A 26,128-nucleotide genomic window follows, 5' to 3' on the forward strand; every position below is an offset into this window, starting at 1 on the left:
GCTGACCAGAACCGACTGACGCTTCATCCATCCAATCCCCTGCTACTTTCCGCAAATGCTACGGAAGCAATGTTCGCTACATCGCCGGATCAGGACTCCGTTGCCGAAGCCAACGCCGCAAAGTGATCCTTGAACAAAGGGATCAGGCACAGATGCCACATCAGCCAACAAGCATACATACCGTCGCCACTGTACGGCACGCCGTCGCTTGCGGTGCCATGTGCGATGGCATGCCTGAGTCCTGGACCGGATCGAGCAAGAAAAATTCGATCAATATCATCAATCACCGACTCGCCGAAGATTCTATTCAACTCACTCCGATGACTCTTGTAGAGCTGAGTGATGCTCATGTCTTCCTGTGTCCCCGAATCCTCATCGTGCCGAACGACGTCGACATCGTGCCCCTTGAGGACATAGATCAGCGAGGCTTCCATAAGCGGCGTCAGGATGAAAAGTGCGGACGTCAAATCACCATGTAGGAACGCTAGAAATCCCCGCGAGAAGGTCTCCGTAAGATCAGTTGGCACGAACGGGCTATCTCGACAGAGTAGAAAAACGTCCGCGTATGAAATTGGATGTTCCGAAGCCAGCTGGTACAAGACGACAGCAATACGTCCTTGCACCACGGTGCCACGATAAATCTCCTCCTGCTTCGCTACCGCATGCTCTAGGGCAGCAGAGTCAATATCGCGCAGACCTGCTCCAGGCGCCCTGAAGCGAACATAGCCATCGGAGTCATACTGCTCCACGCCAAACAGCGAACTCAATGGATGCTTCCGTATGCCTTCGATGGCCTCTGCTTCGATGACCTGAGTAGGTCGCGGGCGATGGATGGCTGCGAGCAAGAACAGTCCGTTCTTGAGTGAAAGCCCTTTGGCGCGACTCCTTACTGCATCAACTAGCTCGCTCAAGTCCCATGAATACTCAAACGAGCTAAAGTCATCCTCCGCAGCGGACTGAAGACGAATCAACTCCACGCGAAGTTCGCGCTTGGAAGCCTTGGCGTCAGCTGAGGAAAGCCCTCGCAGAAGATCGATGGCCTGCTGCACAAAGTGAGATGCACTTAGCGTGCCGCCCAGTGAGCGGCCATGCTCCGCCATAACGCTGCTGGCCTCAACCAAGCACCTCTCATAATTGGCATTGTCCTGCGCGCGGCGCCACGCGCGCCCAGCAGAAACAAGTGCATCGCACACGGCGTGTGGGTCTCCATCTGAGGAGAATCCGTGGGCAGCGACTTCCATCCGAGACGCACAGTTGCCTGGCTCATCGAGCTCAAAGTCCAGAGCCAGGGTCATCATCAGCAGGAGCCCCTCGCTGCTGGCCTCAGCCTCAAACCTGTCGGCCGCTGAGAGGCAAAACTGCCGCAGCACCCTAAGATCTGGGTCGTCCCGATCAAGATGCATGATGTCGCAGATCTGCAGTCCCCGCCGCAACGCATTGCCGATCACTCTGACAGGAAGATGATCTGTATCAAGGTCACGGTGCCTGAGCTGCTGAGTTATCAGTCCTTCCGCTACCCGACAGTACGCGAGCGCAGCCTCCCTACCCGAATCAACCCGACCCCGCTCAACAAACCAGCCGAGATCGCATAGCCGAGCACAAATCACTGGGTTGGGTGAACGACGCCCCAGGGCCTCTAGTACGGCGCCACATCCCTTCCAATCGGTGCCGACAGCTGTCCGTCCACTGCCGGACTCAATCATTGCAGTGTACGGAGCCTTCGGCAGATCCAGCCTTTGGTGCAGCTGCAAGGCCGATCCAAGCAATTGCAGGACGCGACTACGCGAAGGTGAGTTCTTCTCCTCGGAGCTCGGGCCATCGGCGAAGAACATGTCACCGAGACGATGGGCAGAAGCCTCGCTCGATAGAAGCTCGGCATCCGCTAGGTCAAACTCAAACTCATTGACGTCTGACAACGACGCTGCGGTCCAAGGGTACTTCGCATCGTTCATTGAGCTTCTCCAATCCGACACGTGGAGACTGCGACAGGTCGCTAGCTCCGTAAGAAAAAAGACACCCGCAGCAGGAATGCGAACATCAGAAGGCCGGACTGAGGAAAATCTCTACAAGTACTCCATAGAACCAGGCAACTCCTCTTCAACAAAGGGGAGTGGATCAACCAAGCCACCTTCGTCGACGTAAGGTAGTCCCTCCGCCTTACAAATCCCTGCTAGCTCTCGTAGCAGCGAGTAAACGCTTTCGAACCGTCGGTCGATGGCAGCGGCAATCTTCGTAAGCGTCCTTCCCTCATGCACGATGGAGTTCCGGAGTCGAACTATCTCCGCGATCGGAGCGGCAACGTCGGCAGCGACGCGATGTCCTGTGAGCTTGTAGATGCGTTCAAAAATCCTCTCTATTGAACCATCTGATGCATTGCGTGCAGCTTGGCGTGCGAGGTCGCCATGAAGCTCGGACAAGGACGACGCAGCCAACACTTCGCGCAGGGGTACGTACGCTTCCTCTCGCTTTGATGAGTTGGGCATCAGATGCGCATGAATCGACCGAGGCTTGGCAGTGAAGTACACCACAAGGAACTCAAAGACGATGTTCTCGACATACGTCGCCGCGGTGACGACCATAAGCGACGCGTAGTGATCAATGGCTGATAGAGCGTCACTGTAGACAGAGTCGCGAATACGTTCATCCAGAGGACTGACACCAGGCGAAACCAGCGCTCCTCTATCATCCAACGTCTGTACGTGGAGAGATCGCTTGTACTCGGCTGCCACTGGCGGATGCTCTGCCAAGTCAACTAGCCTCGAGTACGCGGCCGGTGTGGAAAGGACTCTCGCATGCCACTTTCCAACGTCAAAGGCCATTCTCACTCATCCTTGGTTGCCGATCCTGGACGCAATTCTGGGCCGCCGCCGCGCGTGCTGTCTACTCAAGGTCAAGAGAGCCGCGGGGTTCAGCCCCTAAAGGCCCCGGGGCACAAACCTCTGTAAGCGCATAGCTCCAGTCAGGGCGCAGAACTGCGAGAACCTAGTGTCAATCGAGCTACTCCGCAGGATCTGGAGGCGGTGAGCAGGATGCACGCAGCAATAACCATGTCCTGATCTGAGCTCACCTCATACCCCGTCGGATAGCCTTCCACAGAGTCAGATGCTGCGCACTTCCAAGGCTATTCATTATGAATAGGCGGCTCTCTTAGCAGAATTCTCAGTACCCGAAGGTACGGTGCAACGCTATGAAATAGAAGAGAAATAAACGCTGCTGGGAATCATGCGCATCAATGCCGTACCAGTAGGCTCACGCGCTTGCATTCCGAATTCGGAGTGGTAGGTTCGCCGAGCGCTGGTGTGCAGCCAGACTTTATCCGAGCCTGCCGTTACGCGAGGCCGTAGCCCGTCTGACCGATAGCACATCGATTGAGCCACGACGGCCGCTCCCGGGCCTGCCCCCTACTCGTGAGCAACAGCAGCAGGCCGAGCGGCTAGCCGCAGCTGCGGCGGCTGCATCTTCGCGCGTGATGGATGCCCTGAAGTCGCAGCGACCTCATCCAAGGACGGATCCACGGTACACATCCGAACCCAGCCGAAAGTAGCTATTGGGGGAGATGGTGATTTGGAAGATTGCTCGAGGCAGGGCAGCTCAGCGAGTAGTCGGCAAGGTCCGCTTCTGGCCGAAAGCGGCCTCCAGACGTGTCGTGTGAAGGACGTTGTTCGTCTAGATCGCATCCCTTTATGCTTCGGTTTGCTCCGCCGTGCACATCCAGTTCCGATTGGACCTGATCCACGCGGCCGACAATCAGCGCCGCATCAGTGAACAGGGGGAATAGCTGAGACCTGAACGGGGCACTCACCTACAAGGGTAGTAGGGCCACCGGCACGCGGAACTGTAACAACTAAATTTGACCGTAACGGCCGCGTGATACAGTCAAAAAACTCTGTTACAGTCGCTTGTATGAACGACCTCGACGCCGCTGCCCGCTACCTGCAGGATTTACTACCCGACATGATCGGTGAGCTCGAGCCCTGGTCCAGCTCCAAGGCGCGCACCCTGCCCCACTTCCTCGCCAGCCTGTTCAGCTTGGGCGAGATTGATCTGCTGGGAAACCGGGTGCTGCTGGCCAACGTCATGATGCAAGCTGAGCCGATGCCACCTTCTCGGCTGATCGCGCAGGCGCATCGACTGGCTGAGAAAGCCGGCTTGAGGGTCGTTCTTGTGCTCTCCGGCGTGTCGCCCTACATCCGCTCTAGGCTCATCGAGTCTCGGGTGGATTTCGTTGTGCCTGGCAGCCAGCTGTTCGCTCCGAGCTTCCTGCTGAGCTTGCGCGAGCGCGATACGTCTCCAACGGTGTCACTGCCCGTTGGGGAGCAGCTGAGCCATCCGGCACAAGCGGTTCTGATCGCCGCCCTGCTGCGCCCCGACTTTGAGGAGCTTGACATGCCTGGGAGCGTCCAGTGGTCACCGCTCGACCTGGCACGCGAAGCAGGCTACTCGCGCATGACTGCCTCCCGGGTCGCTCGTGAACTGGTGGCGGCTAACCTGGTCAGCGCCGAGCGCGAAGGACGGGAGACGAGCCTACGATTCCTGATGACGCGCCGCTCCTTGTGGGAGGCCGCCCTGCCGCGGCTGCGCTCGCCGGTGCTGCGCACCACCTGCATCGGCAAGGGTGACCTGGCCATGCTGCCAGCCGATGAGTGTCGTGCCGCAGGGGAAACAGGCCTGTCCGTGCTCACCGAACTGGCGGCGCCAGCGCGGGCGGTCGCTGCGATCCCGCGAGACTATTTGCGCCGGCATTCGGAGCCGGAATGGCTTCCCGCGGCCGGCGAGGGCTACGCAGATGTGCAGCACTGGGCCTATTCCACCCGCCTGGGCGGTGCGGGCACCGTCGTGGACCCGTTGTCTCTGTACCTGTCCCTGCAGGGACAGGGCGACCCGCGACTGGACGGCGCGCTGCGGGACTTGCTCGATGAGGTCTTCGCGTGATCGCCGGCGCTCGGGAGTTCGCCCAGTGGTTCGCTGAGTTTCGGGACCAGTTCGTAGTCATCGGCGGCGTTGCGTTGGTCGCTGTGATGCAGGAAGCGCAGCAGCAAGTCCGGGCCACCAAGGATCTGGACCTGGTGCTGATCGTGGAGGCGCTGACGCCCGCGTTCGGCCAGAGGTTCTGGGAGTACATCGAGGCCGGCGGCTACGAGGTGCGCCAACGCTCGGACGGTCACCCGACGTTCTACCGCTTCCGGCGGCCTGCCGACGGCAACCAGGCGTTCCTGCGCGAGATCGAGCTGTTCGCACGCGCCCCCGTGGCACTGCCGGCGCTGGCGGAGGATCAGCGGATCGTGCCGATCCCGCTGGGCGAGGAAGTGTCCAGCCTCTCGGCGATCCTGCTGGACCAGGACTACTACGAGTTTCTGATCGCTGGCCGGCGCGAGATTGATGGGGTGCCGCTGATCGGCGAGGACCGACTGATTCCCTTGAAAGCGCTGGCCTGGATGCGCCAACGCGATGCGAGGGCGGCCGGGGATCACGTCGACACCCGGAACATCGACAAGCATTTGGGCGACGTGCTCGATCTTGCCGTGCTGCTCGTGCCCGGCCAGGTCGTGCCTGGCCAGGTCATGCGGCTGCCGGGTCGCATGGCGCAGGATCTGAGCGATTTCATGGCATTGGCCGCCGAGGATCCGATGGAGCGATTCAATCAGGCGACGCGCGATTCGCGGGCGGAACGGCTAACCCTGGTTGCTGCGGCCTTCGGCATCGAGGCGTGATGGCGGCTGGCGGCGACGGAAAGCCTTTGCCACCCTCCTTGGTACGCGGGCACGATACTTCGGCTGGACCAGGTCATGTGGCGGGCCGAGGTGAACCGGCTACTGCTGGCCTCTCACACAGGCTACAACCGGCGGGATATCCCGTACTGGATGAGAGTCTCAGCTTCGTGAGAACCCATGTGTACGCTGGGTAAAGGTGATTGAATTCCGGATCAGTAGGCTAGGACGGCGGGCATGCGCAAGAAAATGGCGCAGGGGCATTGCATGCTGACAGGGCAGTACGGTCGATTCGTTGTCTCACATATCATTCCCAAGGCCTTGACCCGACCCTCCGCACCTGGACGCTCCTTCATCCAGGCCGGCAACGGAAATCGACCAACACGTCGCTTCGACAGTTGGTATGACCCGGAGCTGGTCACGCGAGCTGGCGAGGATCTCCTGGCCGACTTGGACAGTGCTGGCATCGAACTGCTGCGCAGACACCAGCTCGTTTGGAGTGGAAGAGGTACGGGCGAAGAATTGCGAGGTGAGATCCTTTGGCCCGAAGGAGAAGGCACTGGCATGCGCTTCCTGTCAGAGGCGTTCGACCGGCGGGTTCTGAGGCAGTTTCTCCTGAGCATTCTCTGGCGAGCGGCCCAGTCGGCCCGGCCCGAGTTTGCGGAGATCTCCCTGCCCGCCAAGCATCTGGAAAGGCTGCGTGAGATGGTACTGACCGGATCAACGGCGCCGTATGACTGGTATCCGGCCATCCTTACACAATTGATGGACAAGGGGCCTAATCACAACCTTGCGCCACAGGCACTCTGGGCGCCAGCCCACAACGAACTGGGCGAGGAGACAGGGAGATTGCGCCTCCTGCGGTTCTATTTCGATGGCCTAGTGGTCAATTTCATGTGTCCCGAGAGCAACGACCTCCCGGAAGATCAAGATGACGATCGCGCTACCAAAGTGACAGATAAATATACGGTGCTGATCGTTAAGAACCATCAGTCTCGGCAGGTCATGACATATGAGGCTGCCGTCAGAAAAGCCGAAGAACAATGGCCAGAGCTAATCGAAAAGCTGTCCAGTTCAAGCACGGAGGATCAGATGCCTGGAATTCCAAATATCGCTGAGGGCGAAGGCCTGGTAATGATGCAGGATCTCATCCCCTTGCTCCTGGAGGATGTTATGAAGGCCTATGAGCTTTTAGAGTTTGATCGTTCCTCGCAGTTCCTCAGGCGAGCGCTCGCCCGAGCAACATTTGCCTACATCGAGGCGCTCATCGAGGCAATCAGGAACGAGCTGAGGTCTACGATCAGGTCCGGGAACGGCATGGTCGAGCTGACACCCAAGGATGAAGACACTCTCGGATTCTTGGGTGTGGTGGGGACACCGACCAAGTTCCTTCCAGTGGAACAGGGTCTCAAGCGGACCTTCAAGCTGGCGGCCAGAATCTGGGGGCTGGACTTCAGGCTGGAAACCGAGGGCGAATCCTTCAGGGATTTTCTTGCGGCCAAGGACGCGAGGAACCGATTGATGCATCCTCGCACATTGCATGATGTCGAGGTAACCGATGAGGATATGGCCTGCTACACGATTGCCGGACATTGGGTGCAGACCGAGACCCAGCGACTTTTCAGGGCCAGGGGTGACTGGCTTCTTTCGCAGATGTCACCCGAATTGCGGGAGTCATTCCTGAAGGAGAATGCGGGTGACGGCGCAAAGGCTCAGAGTCCTGAGTAGGCGTGAGGACATTGGCGCTTGGCAATGAGATTGCGCTGAAGTGCGAATTGAGCGCAAGGGTTGGTGTGATCACTACTTGCTCAAGGCGCTGGGCCGTACTGACAATGCCTAACTGCTTCAAGCCGACGCCGCTTCGCGGTGCAGCTCAACTTAGGCGTTAAAAGTGCCCTCAGTGCGGCCCGATTCGGTGGAAGCCGCAGAGCAAGAGAAATTCATACTGCACTGGCCTGACCGTGGAGCCGCAGATCTGAGGTAGCTACCATGCAGCCCAGTAGTGAGCGGAAGCGGACATCTCAGAGGAATAAGTCCTAATGCGGCTCTGTGCCGCGCTGAGACCTATCGCGCGCATTGTTGCCATTGCCTGGCCCCCGCTGAAATCCACTAATCCTTGGCTTGTTTGCCGGCCGCGGTCATCCTAGGATCGTAATGTTTTAAGGTGAAAGGCCACAATGCGTTGCTTTGTAGGAAGGCCGTGCAGCCGATTCTAAGGGCTGGTTTACAAGGTAGTTGGTCCAAACAGGGGGTGTTTCATGCCGTACAACACTGATGAAAGATTGAAGAGCTACCTTGACTCGAATCAACTTTTCCGCGAGCAGCTTTGCCTCGCGGTTCTATCGTTAGATAAACGCTTCTCCGACGTAAGACCTCGGCACCCCCGTGGTGGGCCGGATGGCGGTCGTGACATTGAAGCGGTATTTCAAAAAAAGCAAAACGCTATGGGCGCTGTCGGTTTCGTCAATCAAGCCAACGATTCAGATGAGCAGGCAAATAGGACTAAGAGAAAATTCCTGGATGATCTTGATTCTGCACTCGCGGCAGACCCAGGTCTTGAGGTTTTTATATTCTTTACAAATATCAATTTAACAATCGGAACAAAGGATGAGCTGAAGGGGAAGGCGGCGAGACGAGGTATAAAATATTGCGATATTCTTGATAGAGAGCGAATCAGGATCGATCTGGACGGCGTCGACGGGTTTGCGACCAGGTTTCAGTATCTTAATATTCCGCTATCAGAGGCAGAGCAAGCTTCGTTCTTCTCACGATGGGGCGACGACATCCAGCGAGTGATATCAGATGAGTTTAGACAGTTGGAGAAGTCAGTACAGCGGATACTGTTCTTGCAAGAAATTAATGACTATCTGTCCCAATTTACGGTGGTCTATACTCTCAAAAAAGAATACTCTGACCTTGAAGTCGGGCACTTCAGAGCTTTCTGCTCTCTATGGTTAAAGGGGCCCGTCGATGATGCACTAGGCCTGCTATTCGGCTCATCCGACCGAGCAAACAGGTTCAGAACTGATCTGGGTGCAAATAGAATTCAAGCTCAAGCAGGTATTAGCGCCGGGATAAGCGGTGTTCAACTTGAAATGCAAGCGCCCCATTTGATGGAAGGGGACGGCGAAAAATTCGAATACAAAATAACCGGTTCCTCTTCCATGGTTGGAAGAGACCGCTTGAAGAGTCTCCCGATTTCATTCTCTAAAAACAGCTACATCAGATTAAACTCGACCATGCTATTCAAGGACTTGGATGACTCAAACTTTCTTCCAATCCTGAGCGAGAAGTTCGCGCAAAAGGTTGAGTCTATTCAAATATATTGCAATGGCTACATCCTTAAAGAGATCAAGCGTGGGGACTTCTGGATAGACTCTTCAGAATTTGAAGAAGATCTTTCGGAGCACTTCACCGAAGATGAGCTTCAAGATCGATGGGTGAGATTGCGACCTACCGAAATTGCGTCTGCTTTTCACATTCGCTTCTTTGAGGTGACACCTAAGAGGCTGTTTGAGGCAGATCGAGTTGAGCTCTCAACGCAACGCTAGCCCCGGATCGCAATCCGTTCGACCCGACACAGCGTCAAGGCGTTCTATGAGCGGCGAAAGCGCGAAGAAAGGTGACCTCGTCCTCCCTCAAGAAATGCTCGTATCGTACGGCATTGATCCTCACCTCTTCATGTGGCGAGTCGCGAGCCTTAGCCGCCCAAGCGATCCTGCCTGACTGATAAGAATGGAGCAGGAAGTTGACTGAGTCTGCCTCATTCGGCGGGATGGAGATGTACGGAAGCCCGACCATCACATAAGGACGGCGGGCGCCGTCCCCATAGACGTGCTTCTGTGCCTGGCAAAGGGCAACAGATAGCTCCGTGTCCGGCTCCGCTCCAAAAAATGCGCGCGCAACCTCCTGAGCCTCTGGATCTAAGACTGGGTACAAGCTTCCTACATAGGCACGCGCACCTGCGAACGTCGCGCGCATGCTCAACTCATGCCAGGACCAGCAGGAGTTGTTGAAGAAGACAGGAGCCGAACCGACAGCCATGGAATGGGACGCGAAGAGCATAATCTCCCCATGCATCTGGATGCCCATTGAGCCAGGAACCCGGCGGACCTCTTCGCAGCCGACCTGATACTCTTGCCGCGCTTGAAGTCCGCCCAAGTTGCGCCAAGCTAGCATGGCACTGCCAACTGGCAGTGCATCCTTTCCCGCTTTGTCACGCCAGCTGACACCGTCCAATGAATGAAAACGCTGATACTCTATGACTCGGACCATGTCGGCTGGGTGGTCATAGCTGAAGCTAAGCGCTCGATCAACGACGAGGCGTCGAAGCTTTCCTTGCAGATCGGGGAACTCGTAAGTGAGGCGGTGCCCTTGCGCGTCCCCTGAATGGCTGGAAATCACGATGACGTCATGAGGCACAAGATCCATCAGCAGCTGCACTCTCATAGGAGTCGCTTCTCTTCCCATGACTCTTCGCACCAAAGCGCCTCGCTCAGCAAGCGAGCGGGCAATATCCGCCATTTCTGCGCTCTCGACGGCACCAGGATCTACGAGTAATGCTGTGCGGCTAGAGCGCTGGCGCCCTTGCGAGGCCCATATCCCCTCGACTGACGCTCGACCGAAGTCTGGGTAACGGTACATATGGGTGACCGGCGTTTGCGGTACAGTCACACCCCAAGGAAATCCGGCGGTAACAAACAGGATTGATTCATATCCGTCGAGATTGAGCCCATTGATGTGCTGGCGCGCCCGCTCCACGATCGTATCGAAACGCCCGTTGACTTCGCATCCCTCCCCCAATTCGTAGATGTCCTCGATCCACTCTTGGTGGAGATCCTCGGAAAGCTCTGGGATTGTGGCAAATGAGGCGTCGCTCGCGAACGCGATGTTGCTTGCGATGACCTCAGATAGAGCATCCCCTTGCTCGAACACCACCAGCAAATGATGGCCGCGCTCTACCAACGAAGTCTGGGGTGACGCCTCTAGGTCGACAATCAGTTCCAGCCTAGCTAAACGTGCCTGATACAGCCCTACTCCAAGATTCTCCTTGCCCCAGTGAAGCGCCCCAGTTGAGAGATCACGCTCGACCACGCATTCCTTAAGATCGACGTAGGAGTTGTGCCTAGCACAACGCGGCCAACCTTCTGCCATAGCCGCCGCCGCCTCGGCTGACACCCCGCCGATCAAAATCTGGGATGCTTCGGTGAGTACCAGAGCATTGCGTCTTCGTACTACTTCGTTATCTGCATCATCACGGCCTAAGCGAGGCCCATCAATGACGGGAAAATAGAACCCCGGCCGTGAGAAGAGTGCGGAAATTCGTGCTGCTAGGAGTGGATCGTCAGAGACTAGCGCGCAATCCTGGAATTTTGGAGCATAAAGCACGAAAGCCTCCTAGCCAGCACGGGAACAAGTAGAGACTGAACGGAATTATGAGGACTCCTGCCGCAAACCTACAACGCGCAGAGGAAAAGGGCGATGAAACCTACGGATGCACAAAGTTCTGTGCATCGAGATGCCGGCGAACAGCTTCAAGGTCCCTAACCTGACCGGTGCACATACGTGCCAACGCAGCAGACCCGTTGAAAAGAGTCGCCTTGTTTGGTCGACGAATCCAGCCATCCGCCTGGCGCTGATTGGGGAAAATGGTGTGCAGTGCTCTGTAGATCCCGATCACATAGCTGATCCGCTCCAGGGTTTCGGGTAGGAGATCACGCGTAGTTCCATCAACTGCTAGCGCGGACAATTCGGATATGCCAAGTATCGCCAGCTGCTCCTGCTCGGTCAGTGACCAAGCTCGGGCAATGTTAGTGAAAGTTCTCGCTGCCGTCGCCACAAGAGTACGATTGAACTCAGAACTCTCAGTCATGTGATTGGCTCTTGAGGTGCGCAGTCCATAGTACTCTGAATGGAGGCACTACTACTCCTGCTGAGAAAACCTCGCTAAAAGTGGTTTTAGGATCTTCCACAGATCCTTCAACCGCGTGAGTGTCCGCAGCTCTCCACTAGCTGTCACCGCGACCACGCGGGGTCACTACTCTCGGGCTTCCTTTAGATCGGATGCACAACCGGCAAGGCATGTGGCGCCAATGCTAGTGGTCGTTAGGCTGAAATGTAGCCAGGGTCTGGTTTCCTGGAAAGGAGACCGCTAATCAGCTTCCACTGGCAAGACTGGAATGAGATGCTTGCACATCAGGCTCGCATCGGTGATGCCAAACTCAAAGCCGTGTCGCCGATACCATGCGACCAAAGCATCGTTGGCCAAGCCCTCCGAGTCGAGACTGTAAGGCTTCAGTGAAAGACGTGAATAGCCTTCACGTCTTGCGACCGTCTCGGCATGCTTAAGCGCCGCTGTTCCAACCCCATGACCCCTCCACGCCTTCAATACGCGCAGTTCATATACAAAGCCAAGCTGGCGAGACGCCCAGCATTCCAATATGAGCAAGCCGGATTCCTCATCATCTAGGCTTAGCACAAACTCTCGGGTCGAAGAAGAGCGGCCATTAATAACCCGATCCCGAAGCTCAGTGCTCACAGGCAACGCTGGCGCCAACAATTCGTGGACTTTCATTCTGCGCGACCAGCCATTAATGAAGAAGGGGAAACAGCACTGGGAGGGAAAATCTAGAGGAAGGCAAGCCATGCGGAAGCGGTTGATGAGCTAGTTCAAGCTCGATACCGGACGGCTGAGTAACCATCTAAGGGCAGTGGTGGCGACGGGAGCAATCTAGGGAAACCGCTCGCGATATCCTCTCCGTGCTGAATCAGACGCAAGCGCGCACGGAGAATGTTCCACCTAGTTATCACATCCATTCCGGACCTGTGCCATGCTGACTCAACGTCATCAATTTGATGAATCAAGCTTGACATCTCCGCATCTCTAGTGGCGGAGTCAAGTGCTGAGTAATGGGTCGCAACGGCAAAGTCAAGAACTGTTTCAGGAACAGATGCATGGAAGGTTCTGGGATCCCCGCTTCCGTAGTCCCAGGAGTTCCAGACGTCAAATGATTGCCTCCATAAATAAATGGAAGTGGATGATTGTGCGCGAAGCGAAAAATCAAAGAGAATGTTCGCCATAGAGGGGGCAGTAGAGCCGGAATGCATTAACCTGAGGCTCTCGACGAATTTCCGCAAAGCCGAGTGACTCATGCGGGCCAAAGCACGCGGGATTGCAGAATCTATATCCTTAAGATGCGTAGGAAATTTTAGGGCAGACAACCATGAATCCCATTTTTCACTGTTCGACGCGTCCAAGAGTATTGTCTCGATGGCAGCTACGGACTCCTCACCCGATTGGTCTTTATTTCGTATACGGCAATGGTTAACCATTGCAAGGTACCTAAAGACCGGCGAATCAGTCTTCAGTGCAAGCCGCAGCGCGTCCATCTCAAGAACATGAATAGCAAGTAGGTCCGAAAGCATGTTCCTGACTTGAGAGACTGCCGTCCCGCAGTCCTCAGGTGAGATCTCGTACAACAGAACATACGCCGCCGCCACATCCATTTCAAAGGACGGCATGAGATTACTGCTAAAGAAGCTGATCTCATTCAAATTCTGAGTGTATGAGATCTCACGAACATGGACTCGCGTGGCATCGTCAGTCGGACATGCTGCCCAAACCGGAACGTCTACGCTCTTTATCAAGAATGCAAGCGTCTCGGGAGCAAAGAAAGATTTAATGTCAGGCGCGACGGCTCGCAGACACTTATAGTTCAGTGCGAGGACGTGTAGCAGTGACAGAAGGATACGGAGCTTTCGATAGGGATGGTCAGTGGAATCGCGCCAGCTGTCGAGGAGCATGAGAACTCCGCGGACATTGGCTACCCAGGCATCCCGGTTCATGTGAGCAATCACTTCTGCGCTCGGTATCCCCGTCGGGTAACCAACGCTGCCTTCAAGCTCACGGATGATCTCATCAGGGAGAGCTCGCAGATTCTCGTCTTCCTCTTCACCGCTCCAACTGGAGCACGACCGAAGAGATGCAAGGACCACTGTCGGGACCGAGGAGTGTCCGTCTGCCAAAGCCTCTTGAAAGACAGCGGCTGTTAGTTCTTCAGTTGTACTCATTCCGATTGCCAAACGACTGAATCCTTAGAGTCAAGGGCGTTCCATAGGTTTAGAAATGCGTGAGAGATAAGGTCACCATCGACGACTTTCTGCATAATGTGATGCTCCTTCCCGAGGCTGTTCACTGACGTTCCGAGCGACCATGCGAGCGCCGGTCGCCCTAACCTTGGAAAAACCAAAAATCGATCGTGAAAGGCCCAGCCGTGATTACCTTCTCGAATTCTAAACTCCAGCTTTAGATTCAGACTCCTGCTATGGATCCTACTAGCCTCCAGGTCGCGTACTTGCACGTCGCGGTACTGGCGCTGGCGTCTAATGCTCTCCTTTTTCTGGTCTCTAGCCCTATTTTTGTCACCGAGGGTACTGTTCGAGATTGAATGATTACCTGCGGTCTTAAGACCATTTCGTACTTTGTCATTGGGTGGAACTTGCCCTGACGTCAGGCCACGGAGGTCTGAGCCGATGTGGGGGGAAAAGAAGAGAGTGTTCATGAGGTCAGCGCCAGACAGGTATGGATCCCAGATCCACGCACCTTCATGACCGTGGGCCTGGATCAAGTATCGAATGTCTTCCAGGGCATCTTGGCGGCCCTTTCCAGCTGGTCCGCCGTACTGGACAAACTCACGTGACTTCCTCATTCGCTCTAGCGTATGAACAAGGGCTCTGCCAGAGCTCCAGCGATCGCGTGGATCGGGCAAAGACGCCTCATTGCGCGGCTGGGTAACGGCAAGTGGGGACGCTTGCAAGGGCACACGCTCAAGAATGAACTCCTCATTGCCCCGACGCATGAACTCTCTGACCCTTGGACTCTGTAGAACGCTTACCCCGGGACCAAAGCCGCGAATGAATGCTGTCTCTGCGGATGCGCTCATGAGAACATCGTTCTCCACATCCCACAGGATATGGCGTGTTCGATTGCTTCGAGTGTGGAGCTCTAGTTGAGCAGCGCCATTGCTGACTAACTTTGAGTCAATTGACTCAACAGTTCCATCGCCGTAAATCTCACTTGTGGCACGCAGTGCGCGAGGTGCTACGTCGGAACGCCATTCAACTCTTAGTGAGTAGTGTCCTTCGACTGATCCGCGGACACTTGTAACAATGCTAGTAACAGGAATCTGCACTATGAGATTTCCCAAGCGGTCAGATAGAAGATCAATAGACCAAGGAACGTAAGGCTGTAGAAGGCTTGCAAGGGAAGTCAGCTGCGCTGGGCAATCTAGAAGAGAACTGAGATCGCTTTTATCTTGGTCAAAGAGTTCGAGTACATGTGAGCCATCCCAGAAGTTGTTCTTCAGGACGGCATTCCAAGGATGGGTCTGGGTTGAGTCAGCTGGAACGAACTGAGGGGGCATTGGCACCATCTTTCCGACGGAGACCTGCTCACCACCAAGCTGCCAGCGCCCACTTTCACTGAAAACCCTCAGCGCATCTACTAACCGAGCGGTTTCCACTCGATACCTTCGAAGTCCAAAGGAGAACTTGGAGCCCGAGGGTTTGAGTAGCTTCTTGCTCAGGCGCTCAACGACACCATCGCCAGCGCTGCGGCGATCGGCCACGATCACTGAAAGCACGTTGACGGGTACTCGCGATTCATCGGCGCTCAGAGGAGCTCTAACAAGCTCAGTCACTTCAAAGCTTAGATAGTTTCCGAGGAGCCCCGGTGCCATGAGTCTCTGAAGCCTCGAGGACAGCTCATCAATGTTCCATGACATTTCTATAGACCCAGTGCCAATAATCTATTGCGAAGGATCGACGAGAATACGAGAGCAAGGCAAAATAGAGAAGACCCTGACTTTGAGTCTGTTATAGGGTGGCGGCCAAGACATGCAGAAGCCGGCGAAGTGCACATGGGCGGAAGAAGGGGACATACTCCGATATCACGGACGGTGCCGGCACAGCTGAGGATTGATTGGCATGCCCTGCTGCCACCTCTTCCGGCAGTGGCCCGCGTTCAGTAGGAGCTGAGAGTCGTCTGTTTGGCAGATTGTGCCGAAGGGCAAAGTTCTATGTCGCACCGTCTGTCGATCAAGAACGGGCCTGTTCCTGATGCGAAAAAGCCTGGGTCAACGCCATCGCTAGGAACGCAGTCTGCAGCCGACCTCTCGTGTGAAGGCAGGGCCGTGGAGTGTTGCAATGGCGTTCTAGGTCGGACCGGGGCCGTGGCATCGATGCTCCTCATTGAAACGACTGTGCTTAGGACGATGTCGATGAAGATTATAAATTTCGCTCAGTTATGCTTGTGCGGTGGAAGCTGCCGATCAGGAGGTAATGATATTGAACTGGCCCATCACAGGGCCCCAGTCGCGGGTAGCTGCGATGACGCCCTAACCTACCCCTAATTGGCTTGGGTTGACATGCAAGAAGGCAGCATTAAGCAGCTAGGCTCTAGAGAGTCCAACTGTAGGTGCGCAGTGCTGAACACTTTTCTTGAAACACATAAAGTGCTGGTGCTCGTACTGTTTCGCCCGACCCTCGCACGCCTATCTCAATCTCTCGCCCGGCCTGGACTTCGAGACCAAGCTGTTCGCCAAGACCAATGCGCCGCAGCTGCTGCGCAAGGAGTTCTCGCGCCCCGGCTACGTGCCGCAGCCGATCGCGCTGGGCATCAACACCGACGCCTACCAGCCGATCGAGCGCAAGCTCAAACTCACCCGCCAGCTGATCGAGGTGATGCTCGAAACGCAGCACCCGTTCTCGCTGATCACCAAGAGTGCGCTGGTCGAGCGCGACATCGACCTGCTCGCACCGCTGGCGGAAAAGCAGCTGGTCAGCGTGCACTTCTCGGTGACCTCGCTGGACCCGCACCTGTCGGCCAAGCTGGAACCACGCGCCTCGGCCCCGCATGCACGGCTGCGCGCGATGCGTCGCCTGAGCGATGCCGGCATCCCGGTCGGGGTAATGGTCGCGCCGGTGATCCCGTGGATCAACGATGCCGAACTGGAAGCCGTGCTTGAGGCCGCCCACGATGCCGGTGCCTCCACCGCCGGCTACGTGCTGCTGCGGCTGCCGCTGGAAGTGGCGCCGCTGTTCCGCGATTGGCTCGACACCCACCACCCGGACCGCGCCACGCACGTGATGAGCACCATCAACCAGCTGCGCGGTGGCAAGGACTACAACAGCGAGTTCGGCACGCGCATGCGCGGTGAAGGGGTCTACGCCGACCTGCTGTCCAACCGTTTCAAGCTGGCCCGCAAGCGCCTGGGCTTCGATGCGCAGCACAGCCATTGGCCGAAGCTGGACTGCACCCGCTTCCTGCGGCCGTTGCCGCCGCGGGTGGACTCGCCGCAGGGTTCGTTGTTCTAACGAGCCTTGAAGGGACGGTCGTCAACAAACGTCTTAGTCCGTACCTAGTCGCCGTACATCAATGTAATCGGCCCGTTACTGCCGAGCATGCGTCCGCCACGACAGTCTATTAAACAACCCCAGGCTTGCTTGCTGAACCCTGAACGATGTAGCTTAAGCTTAATTCTAAGTGAATGAGTCAGTATCCATGGATGGAAAAAGCACGCCCAATAGCCCGGGTAAGAGGCGCTTCTCCTATGTGATGACGCTATTGCCTATCGTTTCTTTGGGCGTCATATCAACGAGTGCTTTTGCAGCGCCCGCGAAAGAAAAGGTGCGAATAATCAGCCAAGCCGACGGCGGGGGTGGGGTAGCCACAACAGATATGGCAAGGATGACCGTCCGTGGGACTAGACCCAATCAGCCTCCCCTATTTAAGTCCTATAGCGGGATCTCCGCTCCTTACATCCAGCTGCCAATAGGGGGGGCGGAGGAGGAACTGCAGCCCCTGCCCAAACATCGAAAGAGCAGGAAACCGACGATAGGCAGGACGACTGTCCAGAAGTTAGTGGGAATCCCGTGGTTCTTTACACTGGGAACAAGGTGGAGCCTGAGCTGGATTTTGCGAGCCAGGGAGAAATGGGCCTGTACCTGCAGCGCACCTACAACCACCATTGGAGTGCGGTTGGCATCTTTGGCCAACACTGGCTGAGCAACTTCGACTACTCACTGGCATTCTCTGATGAAAGGAATCTGGCTTGGTCGCAACGGCCAGATGGTCGGCGAATCAAGTTCCTCCGTGATCTAAGCAGTGGTCACTGGTTCGAGGACAAAGCGCAACCGGTGGCGTACATCAAGCAAAACGGCGATGGCTCATTCACGCTGCACAACGAACAGCGCGGGACAGAGAGCTATAACGCCGAAGGATTCATTACGCAGCAGCGCGATGAACAAGGCGTGGCATGGACGTACTCTTACAATAATCGTTATCTTCAGCGGGTGACTCATTCTTCGGGTCGACAAATCAACTTTTCCTGGAGTAATGGCCAGCTCGTGAGGGTAACGGACCCAGCCGGGAACGCTTACCAATACACGTATACCGCCAATGCCTTCGGTAGTAACCGCCCCCGACTCGCCTCTGCTGTAATGCCTGGCGCGCCCGCTACAACCATCAGCTACCACTATGAAGATGCGAGATTCCCCGGCGCCCTTACAGGCAAATCGTTCAATGGCAAACGATACTCAACCTTTGCCTACGATGCGAGCAGGCGCGCAGTTCTTTCCGAGCATGCGGGTGGAGTCGAACGCTTTACTTACAGCTACGCTGTACTTCAGACGGAAGCCGTCGCCCCTCCCCCCGCACCTGCTCAGCCAGGACGGTCTGCCGGAGGGACGGGGAGTACGCCGGGTTCACCATGGTGCGAACCGCGCGTAGGAGGAGAAATCTGCTATGCCCCACAGTCCCTGCCGTCCTTCCCGTCCCAGCCATCTCTGCCGACGTCCGGCGGCCCAATTATCAACCTTCCCGGCGTACCTGGGTCACCTGGCCTGCCTACAGACCCGCTTTCCCAACTTCCGACCACCAGGGACCGTGCAGTAAAGATCAGCGTCACTGAGACCAACCCGCTCGGCCGTAAGACTACCTACAAGTACGAGGATGGTAGGCAAGTATCGGTAAAAGGAGATGCGTCACCGAAATGTGCAGCCAGCTATAAGGAGCGTAGTTATGACGCCAATGGCTACCCCGACCTGGTCCACGACTTCGCGGACAACTTGACCAACTTTGATTACAGTCCCCAAGGCTTCCTGCTCAAACAGGTTGAGGCGGTCGGAACCAGTGCCGAACGTACAACAACGTGGGAGTGGGACACTGGGAAGAACCGCTTGCTGAAGCAGAGAATAGTGGGCGACGTCGAGAACAGTTTCACTTATGACGCCAAGGGAAACCTGGCCTCATCCACTGCGCGGAACGCCAGCGCAATTGGTGCGGTGGGCCAGTCCAGCGTCACGACATACACCTACACTTACCACCCCAATGGGCTAAAGGCATCAATAAAGTCCGACGGACCTCTCGCGCAAGATGACGTCGTCGAAACATATAGTGGGTCAGGCGACCTTCTCGCGGTCAAAAACGCACTCGGTCACACCGTGAGCTACAGCAACTACAACGGTCTTGGACAGCCTGGCCGAATCGTTGGCGTCAATGGCGATGTAACCGAAATCTCTTACGATGCGCGAGGAAGAGTTGCCTCGTCTCGTAGAAGCATTGGAAATGACTGGGCCACGACGACTATCAGCTACGATCCAACTGGCAATCTGGCGAGCATCCTTCGCCCCGATGGCATCAAAGTAAGCTACAGCTACGACGCTGCACAGAGACTGGTGCTGGAGTCTAGGCCCCTCGGTGACGGGCAGTTTGCAAGGGTGAAGCATAGTTACGACAACGCCTCCAACCGTACTCGAACCGAAATATCGCAAAGCGACTATCCAGCCGATAGCCAAGTAGTTGGATACATCGATGGTGTCACACACGACGGCCAGTGGAACTGGTTCGTACACGGTTGGGCCTGCACTACTGGATCCGCCGCATCCATCCAGGTCGACGCCTATGCCAGCGGGGGTGTGCACATCGGAAGCACCAAGGCGAATAGGGCTACCGGTACTGAGGTTGCGAACGTTTGCCAGGCGAGTGGAGCAGCGTACGGATTTCGCGTGCCAATCACCTTGGCTCAGCGCCAACAGTTGGGTGGCCGAACTGTTTCGGTCCAAGGCGTATCGCCTCAAGGAGCCACTTACAATCGGGCTTTGCCGAGCGCGGCAGATCATCTGATCCCGACAGCGACGATCATTGGCGGCGTCAGTGGGGTGGTCCAAGACGAAACATGGAACTCATACATCGAAGGGTGGGCGTGCTCCGTTGGTGTTGCTGCACCTATCGCTGTCCACGTCTATGCTGGCGGCGCTGCGGGTTCGGGCACGCACGTTGCAAGCGGGACCGCCAACCTGCCAGGTGACGCCACCGTCGCACATAGCTGTCAGGTGGCGACAACTGCGCATCGGTTCAGGGTGCTCTTAGACTTTGGCACCCGGCAGGCCCACGCCAACAAAACGCTGCACGTTCACGGCATCTCGCCTGTTGGACAATCCAACCTGGTCGTTACCGGATCCGGCAGCCATATCGTTCCACCGGCCACACTTAGCGCGCAGATCATCAGCTTTAACACTTCTCCGACTAATATCGTAAATGGAGAAACCACCGAGCTGACTGCTCGGGTGCGCAACACAGGAAATATCGTCTGGCATAGCAATACCTATCTTGCTTGGGGATTCATCCACCTAAACAACAGCATGCTCCTGTCAGCACCAGTTCCTCCTGGCGGAGAGGTGGTCTTCAGTCAAACCATCGCGCCAGAAAATCCTGGGACGGGAAACATGTACTTCGAATACTCTGCGCAGATGGCGAGCAGTGGTACAGCGTGGGGCCCCCGAGCCACCACGGGAGTGACCGTGTCCAATGTTGGCTGGGTCTGTAAGCCGAATGGAGAGTGTCAGGCGCCAATGTCAGTCGAGCCAGGCGGCCAGATGCTGAAGTCCACGGAAGGAGAGCGCTGATGTCCATCGCAACGGCAACACTGATCGCGTTGAGCACAGTTTCCTACAGCGTTGACTATCAGTATGACGAGCTGGGAAGACTGGTGGCGGAGAACGGTAACAGTGGTCAGAACGTCCGCTACGCATATGACGCTGAGGACCGTCTGATCCAAATCACGGATTCGCAGAATCGCACGACGAAATTCGAGTATGACGCGCGAGGACGATTGTTGAAGAAGATAGATCCAGCGGGTGGCGCGACACTGCTGGCCCACGACGTGGGTGATCGTGTTACCAAGGTGATCGACCCCCGTGGATTGGTAACGAGCTTCGAATACGATGGATTTGGACAACTGTGGAAGCAGAGCAGTCCGGATACTGGGGTCACGAGCCACCAATACAACGCAGGCGGCCTGCGAACGGGTACCGTGCGTAACGATGGCAGTATGGTGTCCTTTACTCATGACGGTTTGGGACGACTTACTGAGGTCAATTCCGACGGTCAACAACACAGTTACAGCTATGATTGGTGCAGTAGGGGGCTGGGCCGGCTATGTGGATTGGCCGCTCCAACCACATCCACACATTTCGCCTACAGCCCTGCTGGTGAAGTTTTGATCAGGCGGGACTTCATAATTGCCGGTGGAGCGACGACGGACCACAGCACCACCTACGGCTTCGACGGGATTGGCAGGCCTAACAAGATTACCTATCCCAATGGAAACGCTGTTGAGTACGGGTACGGGGCCGGCGGTCAACTTGGTTCAATGTCCGTGACCATCAACGGTGTGACCAAGCCGGTGATCACAGCCGCGAGTTACAAAGCAACGGGTGCTCGAAACAACCTCTCTTACGGCAATGGTCTTGTGCGTGGATATGGCCACGATCTGGACGGCCGCCTCACCTCCATGTCCGTACGGCGAGGGGACAACACCGCACTGAGCGCCTGGGACTACCAGCACAGCGCGGACAATGAGATCACCCGGATAGGTGACGGGGTCTCCCCGGACATGACGCAGGTCATTGGCTACGACGCGCTGAGTCGCCTGACCACCCTGACGCGATTCGGCGTGATCAACCAGCTTTCGTACGATGCGGGCGGCAATCACGATCGCTACCAAGCTGGAACCTCGCTGACCCAGTACAGCATCGATCCTCAGAGCAATCGCGTCCTGAACTACACGAGTGATGGTGTGAGCCGCCAGTACCAGTACGATGCTGTAGGTAACAGGATCAGCGAGAAGAGCGGTTCGCGTGTGCAGACCTACACCTATAGCCCCTTCAATCGGATGAGTCAGGCTAACGTCAATGGGGCTGTTACAAACTACATGCTCAATGCGCAAGGCCAGCGTGTAGCGAAGCTCAACGCAAGCACGAGCCGCTACTACTACGCGGGGCAGAATCAGCTCACCTCTGAGCTGACGGACGGTACTTGGACGAACTACCTTTGGTTCGGCGGCGAGCTGGTAGGCTTGGACCGTGGTGGCCAGGTTAACTTCGTACACACTGATCATCTGGGGCGGCCTGAATTTGCTACGAACGCTAGCCAGCAGACAGTGTGGAAGGCGTATAACTACGCCTATGGCCGGAGTGTTCAGCAGGACAGCATTGGCGGACTGAATATTGGTTTCCCAGGGCAGTACCACGATGCCGAGACGGGGCTTTGGTATAACGGCTTCCGGGACTACGACGCAAGTATTGCCAGGTATGTGCAGAGTGATCCGATTGGTTTGGAGGCTGGAACTAATACCTACTCATACGCTGGCTCCAACCCTGTAAGCTTAATCGATCCGTTTGGCTTGAAGGACTGTGATTGCACTTCAGCATCATTCGGAGAGATCAGGGCCCAGCTTCCAGATAAAGGGCCCCTTAGCCAAGTTTCCGATGGCGTTTCTAGCTACATTCAAGGCGTGGCTTGGGGCGGTACTGCGTTGGCTGCACAATCAGGAATATTGGGCGATAGAGCACTACAGGAAGCCAGTAGCACACATTCCCAATTAGGGATAGCCCTGATACAGGCACTGTCGCACCCAAATCAGACCGGAACAGCTGTAGCGGCGGTATCGTCTAAGTACCCCCTACAAGTGATGAGCAGAGCTGGAGCCGGCATCGCCGTCGGGACTGGATTTGGCGGGCGCGTGGGTGGTTATGCTTCCGCTGCCGCCTTCTATGGCTCAATGTTTAAGGCCACTTACAATAACTCTGAAGCAATAGCGGCAGCAGGAATAGTTGGGGAAGAGATATGTCGATGAATTTATCTTTTAAATTCAAGTGTCCAGCATGCGGCACAAGAGCACAGCGATTGCCAGCATTTAAATCGCTTGAGAGAGTGCTCATCGTCAAATGTAAAGAATGTCGATCAATCATTGAATCGGATATAGGCTGGCTCAGGTATATATTACTGGTGTCCTATACATATATATTCGCCGGGCTATTGGGGTCTGCATTCATAATTGGATTGGTTACTGGCAATGTTCTTCAGGTTCTGATCTCAGGCTTATTATTTGCACTCCTTGCACTTCTGCCTGCAATTATTCTTCATTCTCGATTTTTGGTTGTCCAGAAGACGGAGGAAAGCGTTAGATCGCTTGATCAGAAGTACGGAAAATATCGAAGGTGATTTCTTCGTCCCTCTTGGCGAGTCACGCAAAGGTCTAGACCCGGCACTCCATGCTCCGCTGAGTTATTACCGCGACAACGGCGTCATCCGCGACGCGGGCGCTGATCGTCTCTATCTCGATCTGGACGTGCTGGTCGGGTTGAAGGCGAAGACGAAGCGCACCGGGCGCAATGTGCCGATCACCGTGATGGTGTTGGCCGTGCTGGTTGCAGCCGTAGTGGTGGTGCTGGCGACTTGGTAACGCATGGGTCGCCCGTGTCCCCCGGTGCCTGTGACTCAAGGAGACCGCGTTGGGATGAAATGGATTCATCGGCTTGGGATCGCCTTCCTGTGGATGCTCCCAGTGAACTTCGTGGTACTTACGGGGCTGAAAGTTGCCTACCGTGTTTCTCTAGGCGAACAGGAGCTGGTTGGGTTGTCGTTGGCTATCCTTGGAACCGTGGGAGCGACGGTTTCCACTCGCCGAGGCCGCGTGAGTCGTTCCGATACGGCCGGTGATCGATGACGCGGGTTAGAGCGAACCTTTGCTCAACCGGCAAGCATTTGAACGGATAGAGTGCAAGGGCGTTGATCGAGACGTTGAACTCAAGCCAAGGAGGACGCACATGCTGGACCATCACCGGAGGACGGTAAATCTCGTGGTATTCGTCCTGATCACGATTGCGACGGGAGTGAATGCTCTCTGCAGGATTGCAGACGGGAAATTTACCGGCGTGCACCAGTACGCGCTGGCTTTCTTCGGCTTGTTCACTCTGTTCCTGAGTGTCGTGACCCTCATGACGATGCTGCGTACAAGCGCGCACCGCCGAAAGTGATCCAGGCTTTTGAGTGCATCGCATCGCCTTCGTAGATGAGAACCGGCGCTGCCTGCTCACGTGCTGATTGAAAGCGCGCGCTGATCAATTCCCACCAAACAATTTCTGCGCACTCTGGAAAAGAACCCAGCTCGTTGCAATGAACTTGTCCCCACCCTGCGGCCGGTTGCCCCGGTGGGTGTGGGTAAACGCCGTCGGTGCGATCAACAGGCTGCCCGTGCGCGGCGCGACCTTGCGGCCCTGGAACAGGAACTCGGTTTCGCCGGCATCGAAATCGTCATTGAGGTAGAGCGTCCACAGCAGGTGGCGGTGCAGCGTTTCGCCGGCCGGATCGCGTGGGTACAGCTCGCAGTGCCAGTACGGATAGCCGCCCTCGCCCGCTGCATACCATTGCAGATTGATGGCACCGGGCCGCAGGCAGGTGCGGGCCAGGTCGGACAGCGTGGCGTCGTCCATGTCGGGGAAATCCTCGGCCGCCAACCGGCGCGGCTGGCCCTGGCTGTCCTGGATCTGCAACATCAACGGCGAGATCAGGGCCTGTGGATAACGGCGTAGATAAGTCAGCAAACCCTTGAAAACCGCCTGCTGCAGCGCCGCTTCGGCCTGCCGCCACTCGGGGCGCCCGCTGATGCGAAGATCCTTGCTGTGCTTGAGTTCCGGGAACACACCGCTGCCCACTTCGCCCGGCTGCAACTGCGCACTGGATCGCATCTGGGCCTGCAGGGCCGCGCAGACCTCGTTGGGGACGGCGTTGTGGATTACTTCGATGAAATCGAGCGGCGCGTCGGCAGTCATGGGGTCATCCGTGGGCACGAATGGCCGATGGTGACCGCTGCCGTGGCCGATGTCACGCCGTTGCCACGTAGCAACAGGGCTGACCAGGCGGCCAGCCCTGCGTAGGAAATCACCCTGCCGCGCTGTCGTGTTCGCGGTGGTAACGGGTGGCTTCTTCCACTTCATTGCGCGAGCCGAGGAACACCGGCACGCGCTGGTGCAGCTGATCGGGCTGGATGTCGAGAATGCGCTCGCGCCCGGTGGTGGCAGCGCCGCCGGCCTGTTCGACCAGCAGGCCCATCGGGTTGGCTTCGTACATCAGGCGCAGCTTGCCGGCCTTGGAGGGATCCTTCGTGTCCCACGGGTAGATGAAGATGCCGCCGCGGGTCAGGATGCGATGCACGTCGGCCACCATGCTGGCGATCCAGCGCATGTTGAAGTTCTTGCCGCGCGCGCCTTCCTTGCCGGCCAGCAGGTCCTGCACGTAGCCCTGCATCGGGGTTTCCCAATGCCGCTGGTTGGACATGTTGATCGCGAATTCCTGGGTGTCCGCCGGGATCTGCATGTCCGGCGTGGTCAGCACGAACTCGCCCTTCTCGCGGTCCAGGGTGAAGGCGTGCGTGCCGTGGCCGACGGTGAGCACCATCTGCGTGCTCGGCCCGTAGATGCAGTAGCCGGCCGCGACCTGCGCGGTGCCCGGCTGCAGGAAGCTGGCATCGTTGGGCTGTTCGGTGCCCGGCGGGCAGCGCAGCACCGAGAAGATGGTGCCGACCGAGACGTTGACGTCGATGTTGGAGCTGCCATCGAGGGGATCGAACAGCAGCAGGAAGTCACCGCGCGGGTAGGTGTCCGGCACCGGCTGGCAATGATCCATTTCTTCCGAGGCGCAGGCCGCGAGGTGGCCGCCCCAGGCATTGGCTTCCAGCAGGATCTCGTTGCTGATCACGTCCAGCTTCTTCTGCGCTTCGCCCTGCACGTTGCCAGTGCCGGCTTCGCCAAGCACACCGCCCAGCGCGCCCTTGCTGACCGCGATGGAGATGCTGGTGCAGGCGCGGGCAACGACAGCGATCAGCTGGCGCAGATCGGCGTTGATGCGGCCGGCATGTTGCTCTTCGATCAGATAGCGGGTCAGCGACGTCTGGGACATGGAATCAGGCGGCCTTCAAAGGGGAAGCGCCTATTGTCGCCCTTCCCCGGAGCCATTACGAGGCGCGGGCCGCCGTAACCGTTCCCACCGCGCGCAACGCGCGGCCGGCGCGGCAAAGAAA

At 56.8% G+C, this 26,128-nt stretch carries 16 protein-coding genes and 1 pseudogene; 9 read left to right on the forward strand and 8 right to left on the reverse strand.

The features are described from left to right. Positions 1–89 precede the first annotated feature (89 nt). Entirely contained in the window at positions 90–1,952 is a 1,863-nt protein-coding gene (locus BIZ42_RS19285) for a hypothetical protein (RefSeq protein WP_156785715.1), read from the reverse strand. Between the two features lie 111 nt (positions 1,953–2,063). Continuing rightward, entirely contained in the window at positions 2,064–2,819 is a 756-nt protein-coding gene (locus BIZ42_RS09560) for a hypothetical protein (RefSeq protein ID WP_156785716.1), read from the reverse strand. Between the two features lie 1,084 nt (positions 2,820–3,903). Between BIZ42_RS09560 and BIZ42_RS09565 the strand changes: the two genes are divergently transcribed. The 4 genes from BIZ42_RS09565 (at position 3,904) to BIZ42_RS19535 (ending at position 9,259) form a co-directional block, all read left to right on the forward strand. Beyond that, positions 3,904–4,932: a helix-turn-helix transcriptional regulator gene (locus tag BIZ42_RS09565; protein ID WP_070426285.1), complete on the forward strand. Its 1,029-nt coding sequence runs from the start codon at positions 3,904–3,906 to the stop codon at positions 4,930–4,932. Further along, positions 4,929–5,711 carry a nucleotidyl transferase AbiEii/AbiGii toxin family protein gene (locus BIZ42_RS09570; RefSeq protein ID WP_070426286.1) on the forward strand — a complete coding sequence of 261 codons (783 nt, stop codon included), beginning with the start codon at positions 4,929–4,931 and terminating at the stop codon, positions 5,709–5,711. The genes BIZ42_RS09565 and BIZ42_RS09570 overlap by 4 nt, the downstream gene beginning before the upstream one ends. A 234-nt stretch (positions 5,712–5,945) precedes the next feature. Continuing rightward, entirely contained in the window at positions 5,946–7,436 is a 1,491-nt protein-coding gene (locus tag BIZ42_RS09575) for a hypothetical protein (RefSeq protein ID WP_156785717.1), read from the forward strand. A gap of 530 nt (positions 7,437–7,966) precedes the next feature. Next, a complete protein-coding gene (locus BIZ42_RS19535) occupies positions 7,967–9,259 on the forward strand; it encodes a hypothetical protein (protein ID WP_156785718.1) in 1,293 nt (430 codons plus the stop codon). A 34-nt stretch (positions 9,260–9,293) separates the two neighbouring features. Here the strand turns inward: BIZ42_RS19535 and BIZ42_RS09585 are convergent, their stop codons facing one another. From BIZ42_RS09585 to BIZ42_RS19540, 4 genes are all read right to left on the reverse strand, one after another. After that, on the reverse strand, positions 9,294–11,096 hold the full coding sequence (locus BIZ42_RS09585; RefSeq protein WP_156785719.1) for a hypothetical protein: 1,803 nt from the start codon (positions 11,094–11,096) through the stop codon (positions 9,294–9,296). A 100-nt stretch (positions 11,097–11,196) separates the two neighbouring features. Beyond that, positions 11,197–11,580 carry an antitoxin Xre/MbcA/ParS toxin-binding domain-containing protein gene (locus tag BIZ42_RS09590; protein WP_070426290.1) on the reverse strand — a complete coding sequence of 128 codons (384 nt, stop codon included), beginning with the start codon at positions 11,578–11,580 and terminating at the stop codon, positions 11,197–11,199. Between the two features lie 279 nt (positions 11,581–11,859). Then, on the reverse strand, positions 11,860–12,282 hold the full coding sequence (locus BIZ42_RS19295; protein ID WP_172838046.1) for a GNAT family N-acetyltransferase: 423 nt from the start codon (positions 12,280–12,282) through the stop codon (positions 11,860–11,862). Positions 12,283–12,377: 95 nt separating this feature from the next. Next, positions 12,378–13,778 carry a hypothetical protein gene (locus BIZ42_RS19540; RefSeq protein ID WP_156785720.1) on the reverse strand — a complete coding sequence of 467 codons (1,401 nt, stop codon included), beginning with the start codon at positions 13,776–13,778 and terminating at the stop codon, positions 12,378–12,380. A 2,448-nt stretch (positions 13,779–16,226) separates the two neighbouring features. Here BIZ42_RS19540 and BIZ42_RS09600 point away from each other — a divergent pair. The 5 genes and pseudogenes from BIZ42_RS09600 to BIZ42_RS09615 all read left to right on the forward strand — a co-directional run. Beyond that, positions 16,227–17,081, forward strand: a pseudogene (locus BIZ42_RS09600) (PA0069 family radical SAM protein); the annotation flags it as partial. Positions 17,082–17,639: 558 nt separating this feature from the next. Further along, positions 17,640–20,672 (forward strand): DUF6531 domain-containing protein, encoded by a 3,033-nt coding sequence (locus BIZ42_RS19300; protein WP_257785227.1) that lies wholly within the window; start codon positions 17,640–17,642, stop codon positions 20,670–20,672. Beyond that, positions 20,672–22,903: an RHS repeat-associated core domain-containing protein gene (locus BIZ42_RS09605; RefSeq protein WP_070426292.1), complete on the forward strand. Its 2,232-nt coding sequence runs from the start codon at positions 20,672–20,674 to the stop codon at positions 22,901–22,903. The genes BIZ42_RS19300 and BIZ42_RS09605 overlap by 1 nt, the downstream gene beginning before the upstream one ends. Positions 22,904–23,155: 252 nt before the next feature. Continuing rightward, the gene (locus BIZ42_RS09610) at positions 23,156–23,512 is read left to right on the forward strand and encodes a hypothetical protein (RefSeq protein ID WP_156785721.1); all 357 of its coding nucleotides are present in this window, start codon (positions 23,156–23,158) and stop codon (positions 23,510–23,512) included. Positions 23,513–23,876: 364 nt separating this feature from the next. Beyond that, on the forward strand, positions 23,877–24,086 hold the full coding sequence (locus tag BIZ42_RS09615) for a hypothetical protein (RefSeq protein ID WP_046272253.1): 210 nt from the start codon (positions 23,877–23,879) through the stop codon (positions 24,084–24,086). A gap of 84 nt (positions 24,087–24,170) precedes the next feature. Here BIZ42_RS09615 and BIZ42_RS09620 read toward each other — a convergent pair whose 3' ends face one another. Together BIZ42_RS09620 and BIZ42_RS09625 are read right to left on the reverse strand one after the other, a co-directional pair. Next, entirely contained in the window at positions 24,171–24,881 is a 711-nt protein-coding gene (locus tag BIZ42_RS09620) for a 2OG-Fe(II) oxygenase (RefSeq protein ID WP_070426294.1), read from the reverse strand. A gap of 109 nt (positions 24,882–24,990) precedes the next feature. Next, positions 24,991–26,007 carry a class 1 fructose-bisphosphatase gene (locus BIZ42_RS09625; RefSeq protein ID WP_046272251.1) on the reverse strand — a complete coding sequence of 339 codons (1,017 nt, stop codon included), beginning with the start codon at positions 26,005–26,007 and terminating at the stop codon, positions 24,991–24,993. Positions 26,008–26,128: the final 121 nt, after the last annotated feature.

This window comes from Stenotrophomonas sp. LM091 (assembly GCF_001806305.1).
Classification (GTDB): Bacteria; Pseudomonadota; Gammaproteobacteria; order Xanthomonadales; family Xanthomonadaceae; genus Stenotrophomonas; species Stenotrophomonas bentonitica_A.

Coding starts and splice junctions, on each gene's coding strand:
- BIZ42_RS09615 (WP_046272253.1), top strand. CDS start 23,877: ATGCTGGACCATCACCGGAGGACGGTAAATCTCGTGGTATTCGTCCTG.
- BIZ42_RS09620 (WP_070426294.1), bottom strand. CDS start 24,881: ATGACTGCCGACGCGCCGCTCGATTTCATCGAAGTAATCCACAACGCC.
- BIZ42_RS09560 (WP_156785716.1), bottom strand. CDS start 2,819: ATGGCCTTTGACGTTGGAAAGTGGCATGCGAGAGTCCTTTCCACACCG.
- BIZ42_RS09575 (WP_156785717.1), top strand. CDS start 5,946: ATGCGCAAGAAAATGGCGCAGGGGCATTGCATGCTGACAGGGCAGTAC.
- BIZ42_RS09605 (WP_070426292.1), top strand. CDS start 20,672: ATGTCCATCGCAACGGCAACACTGATCGCGTTGAGCACAGTTTCCTAC.
- BIZ42_RS19535 (WP_156785718.1), top strand. CDS start 7,967: ATGCCGTACAACACTGATGAAAGATTGAAGAGCTACCTTGACTCGAAT.
- BIZ42_RS19295 (WP_172838046.1), bottom strand. CDS start 12,282: ATGAAAGTCCACGAATTGTTGGCGCCAGCGTTGCCTGTGAGCACTGAG.
- BIZ42_RS09565 (WP_070426285.1), top strand. CDS start 3,904: ATGAACGACCTCGACGCCGCTGCCCGCTACCTGCAGGATTTACTACCC.
- BIZ42_RS19540 (WP_156785720.1), bottom strand. CDS start 13,778: ATGAGTACAACTGAAGAACTAACAGCCGCTGTCTTTCAAGAGGCTTTG.
- BIZ42_RS09625 (WP_046272251.1), bottom strand. CDS start 26,007: ATGTCCCAGACGTCGCTGACCCGCTATCTGATCGAAGAGCAACATGCC.
- BIZ42_RS09590 (WP_070426290.1), bottom strand. CDS start 11,580: ATGACTGAGAGTTCTGAGTTCAATCGTACTCTTGTGGCGACGGCAGCG.
- BIZ42_RS19285 (WP_156785715.1), bottom strand. CDS start 1,952: ATGAACGATGCGAAGTACCCTTGGACCGCAGCGTCGTTGTCAGACGTC.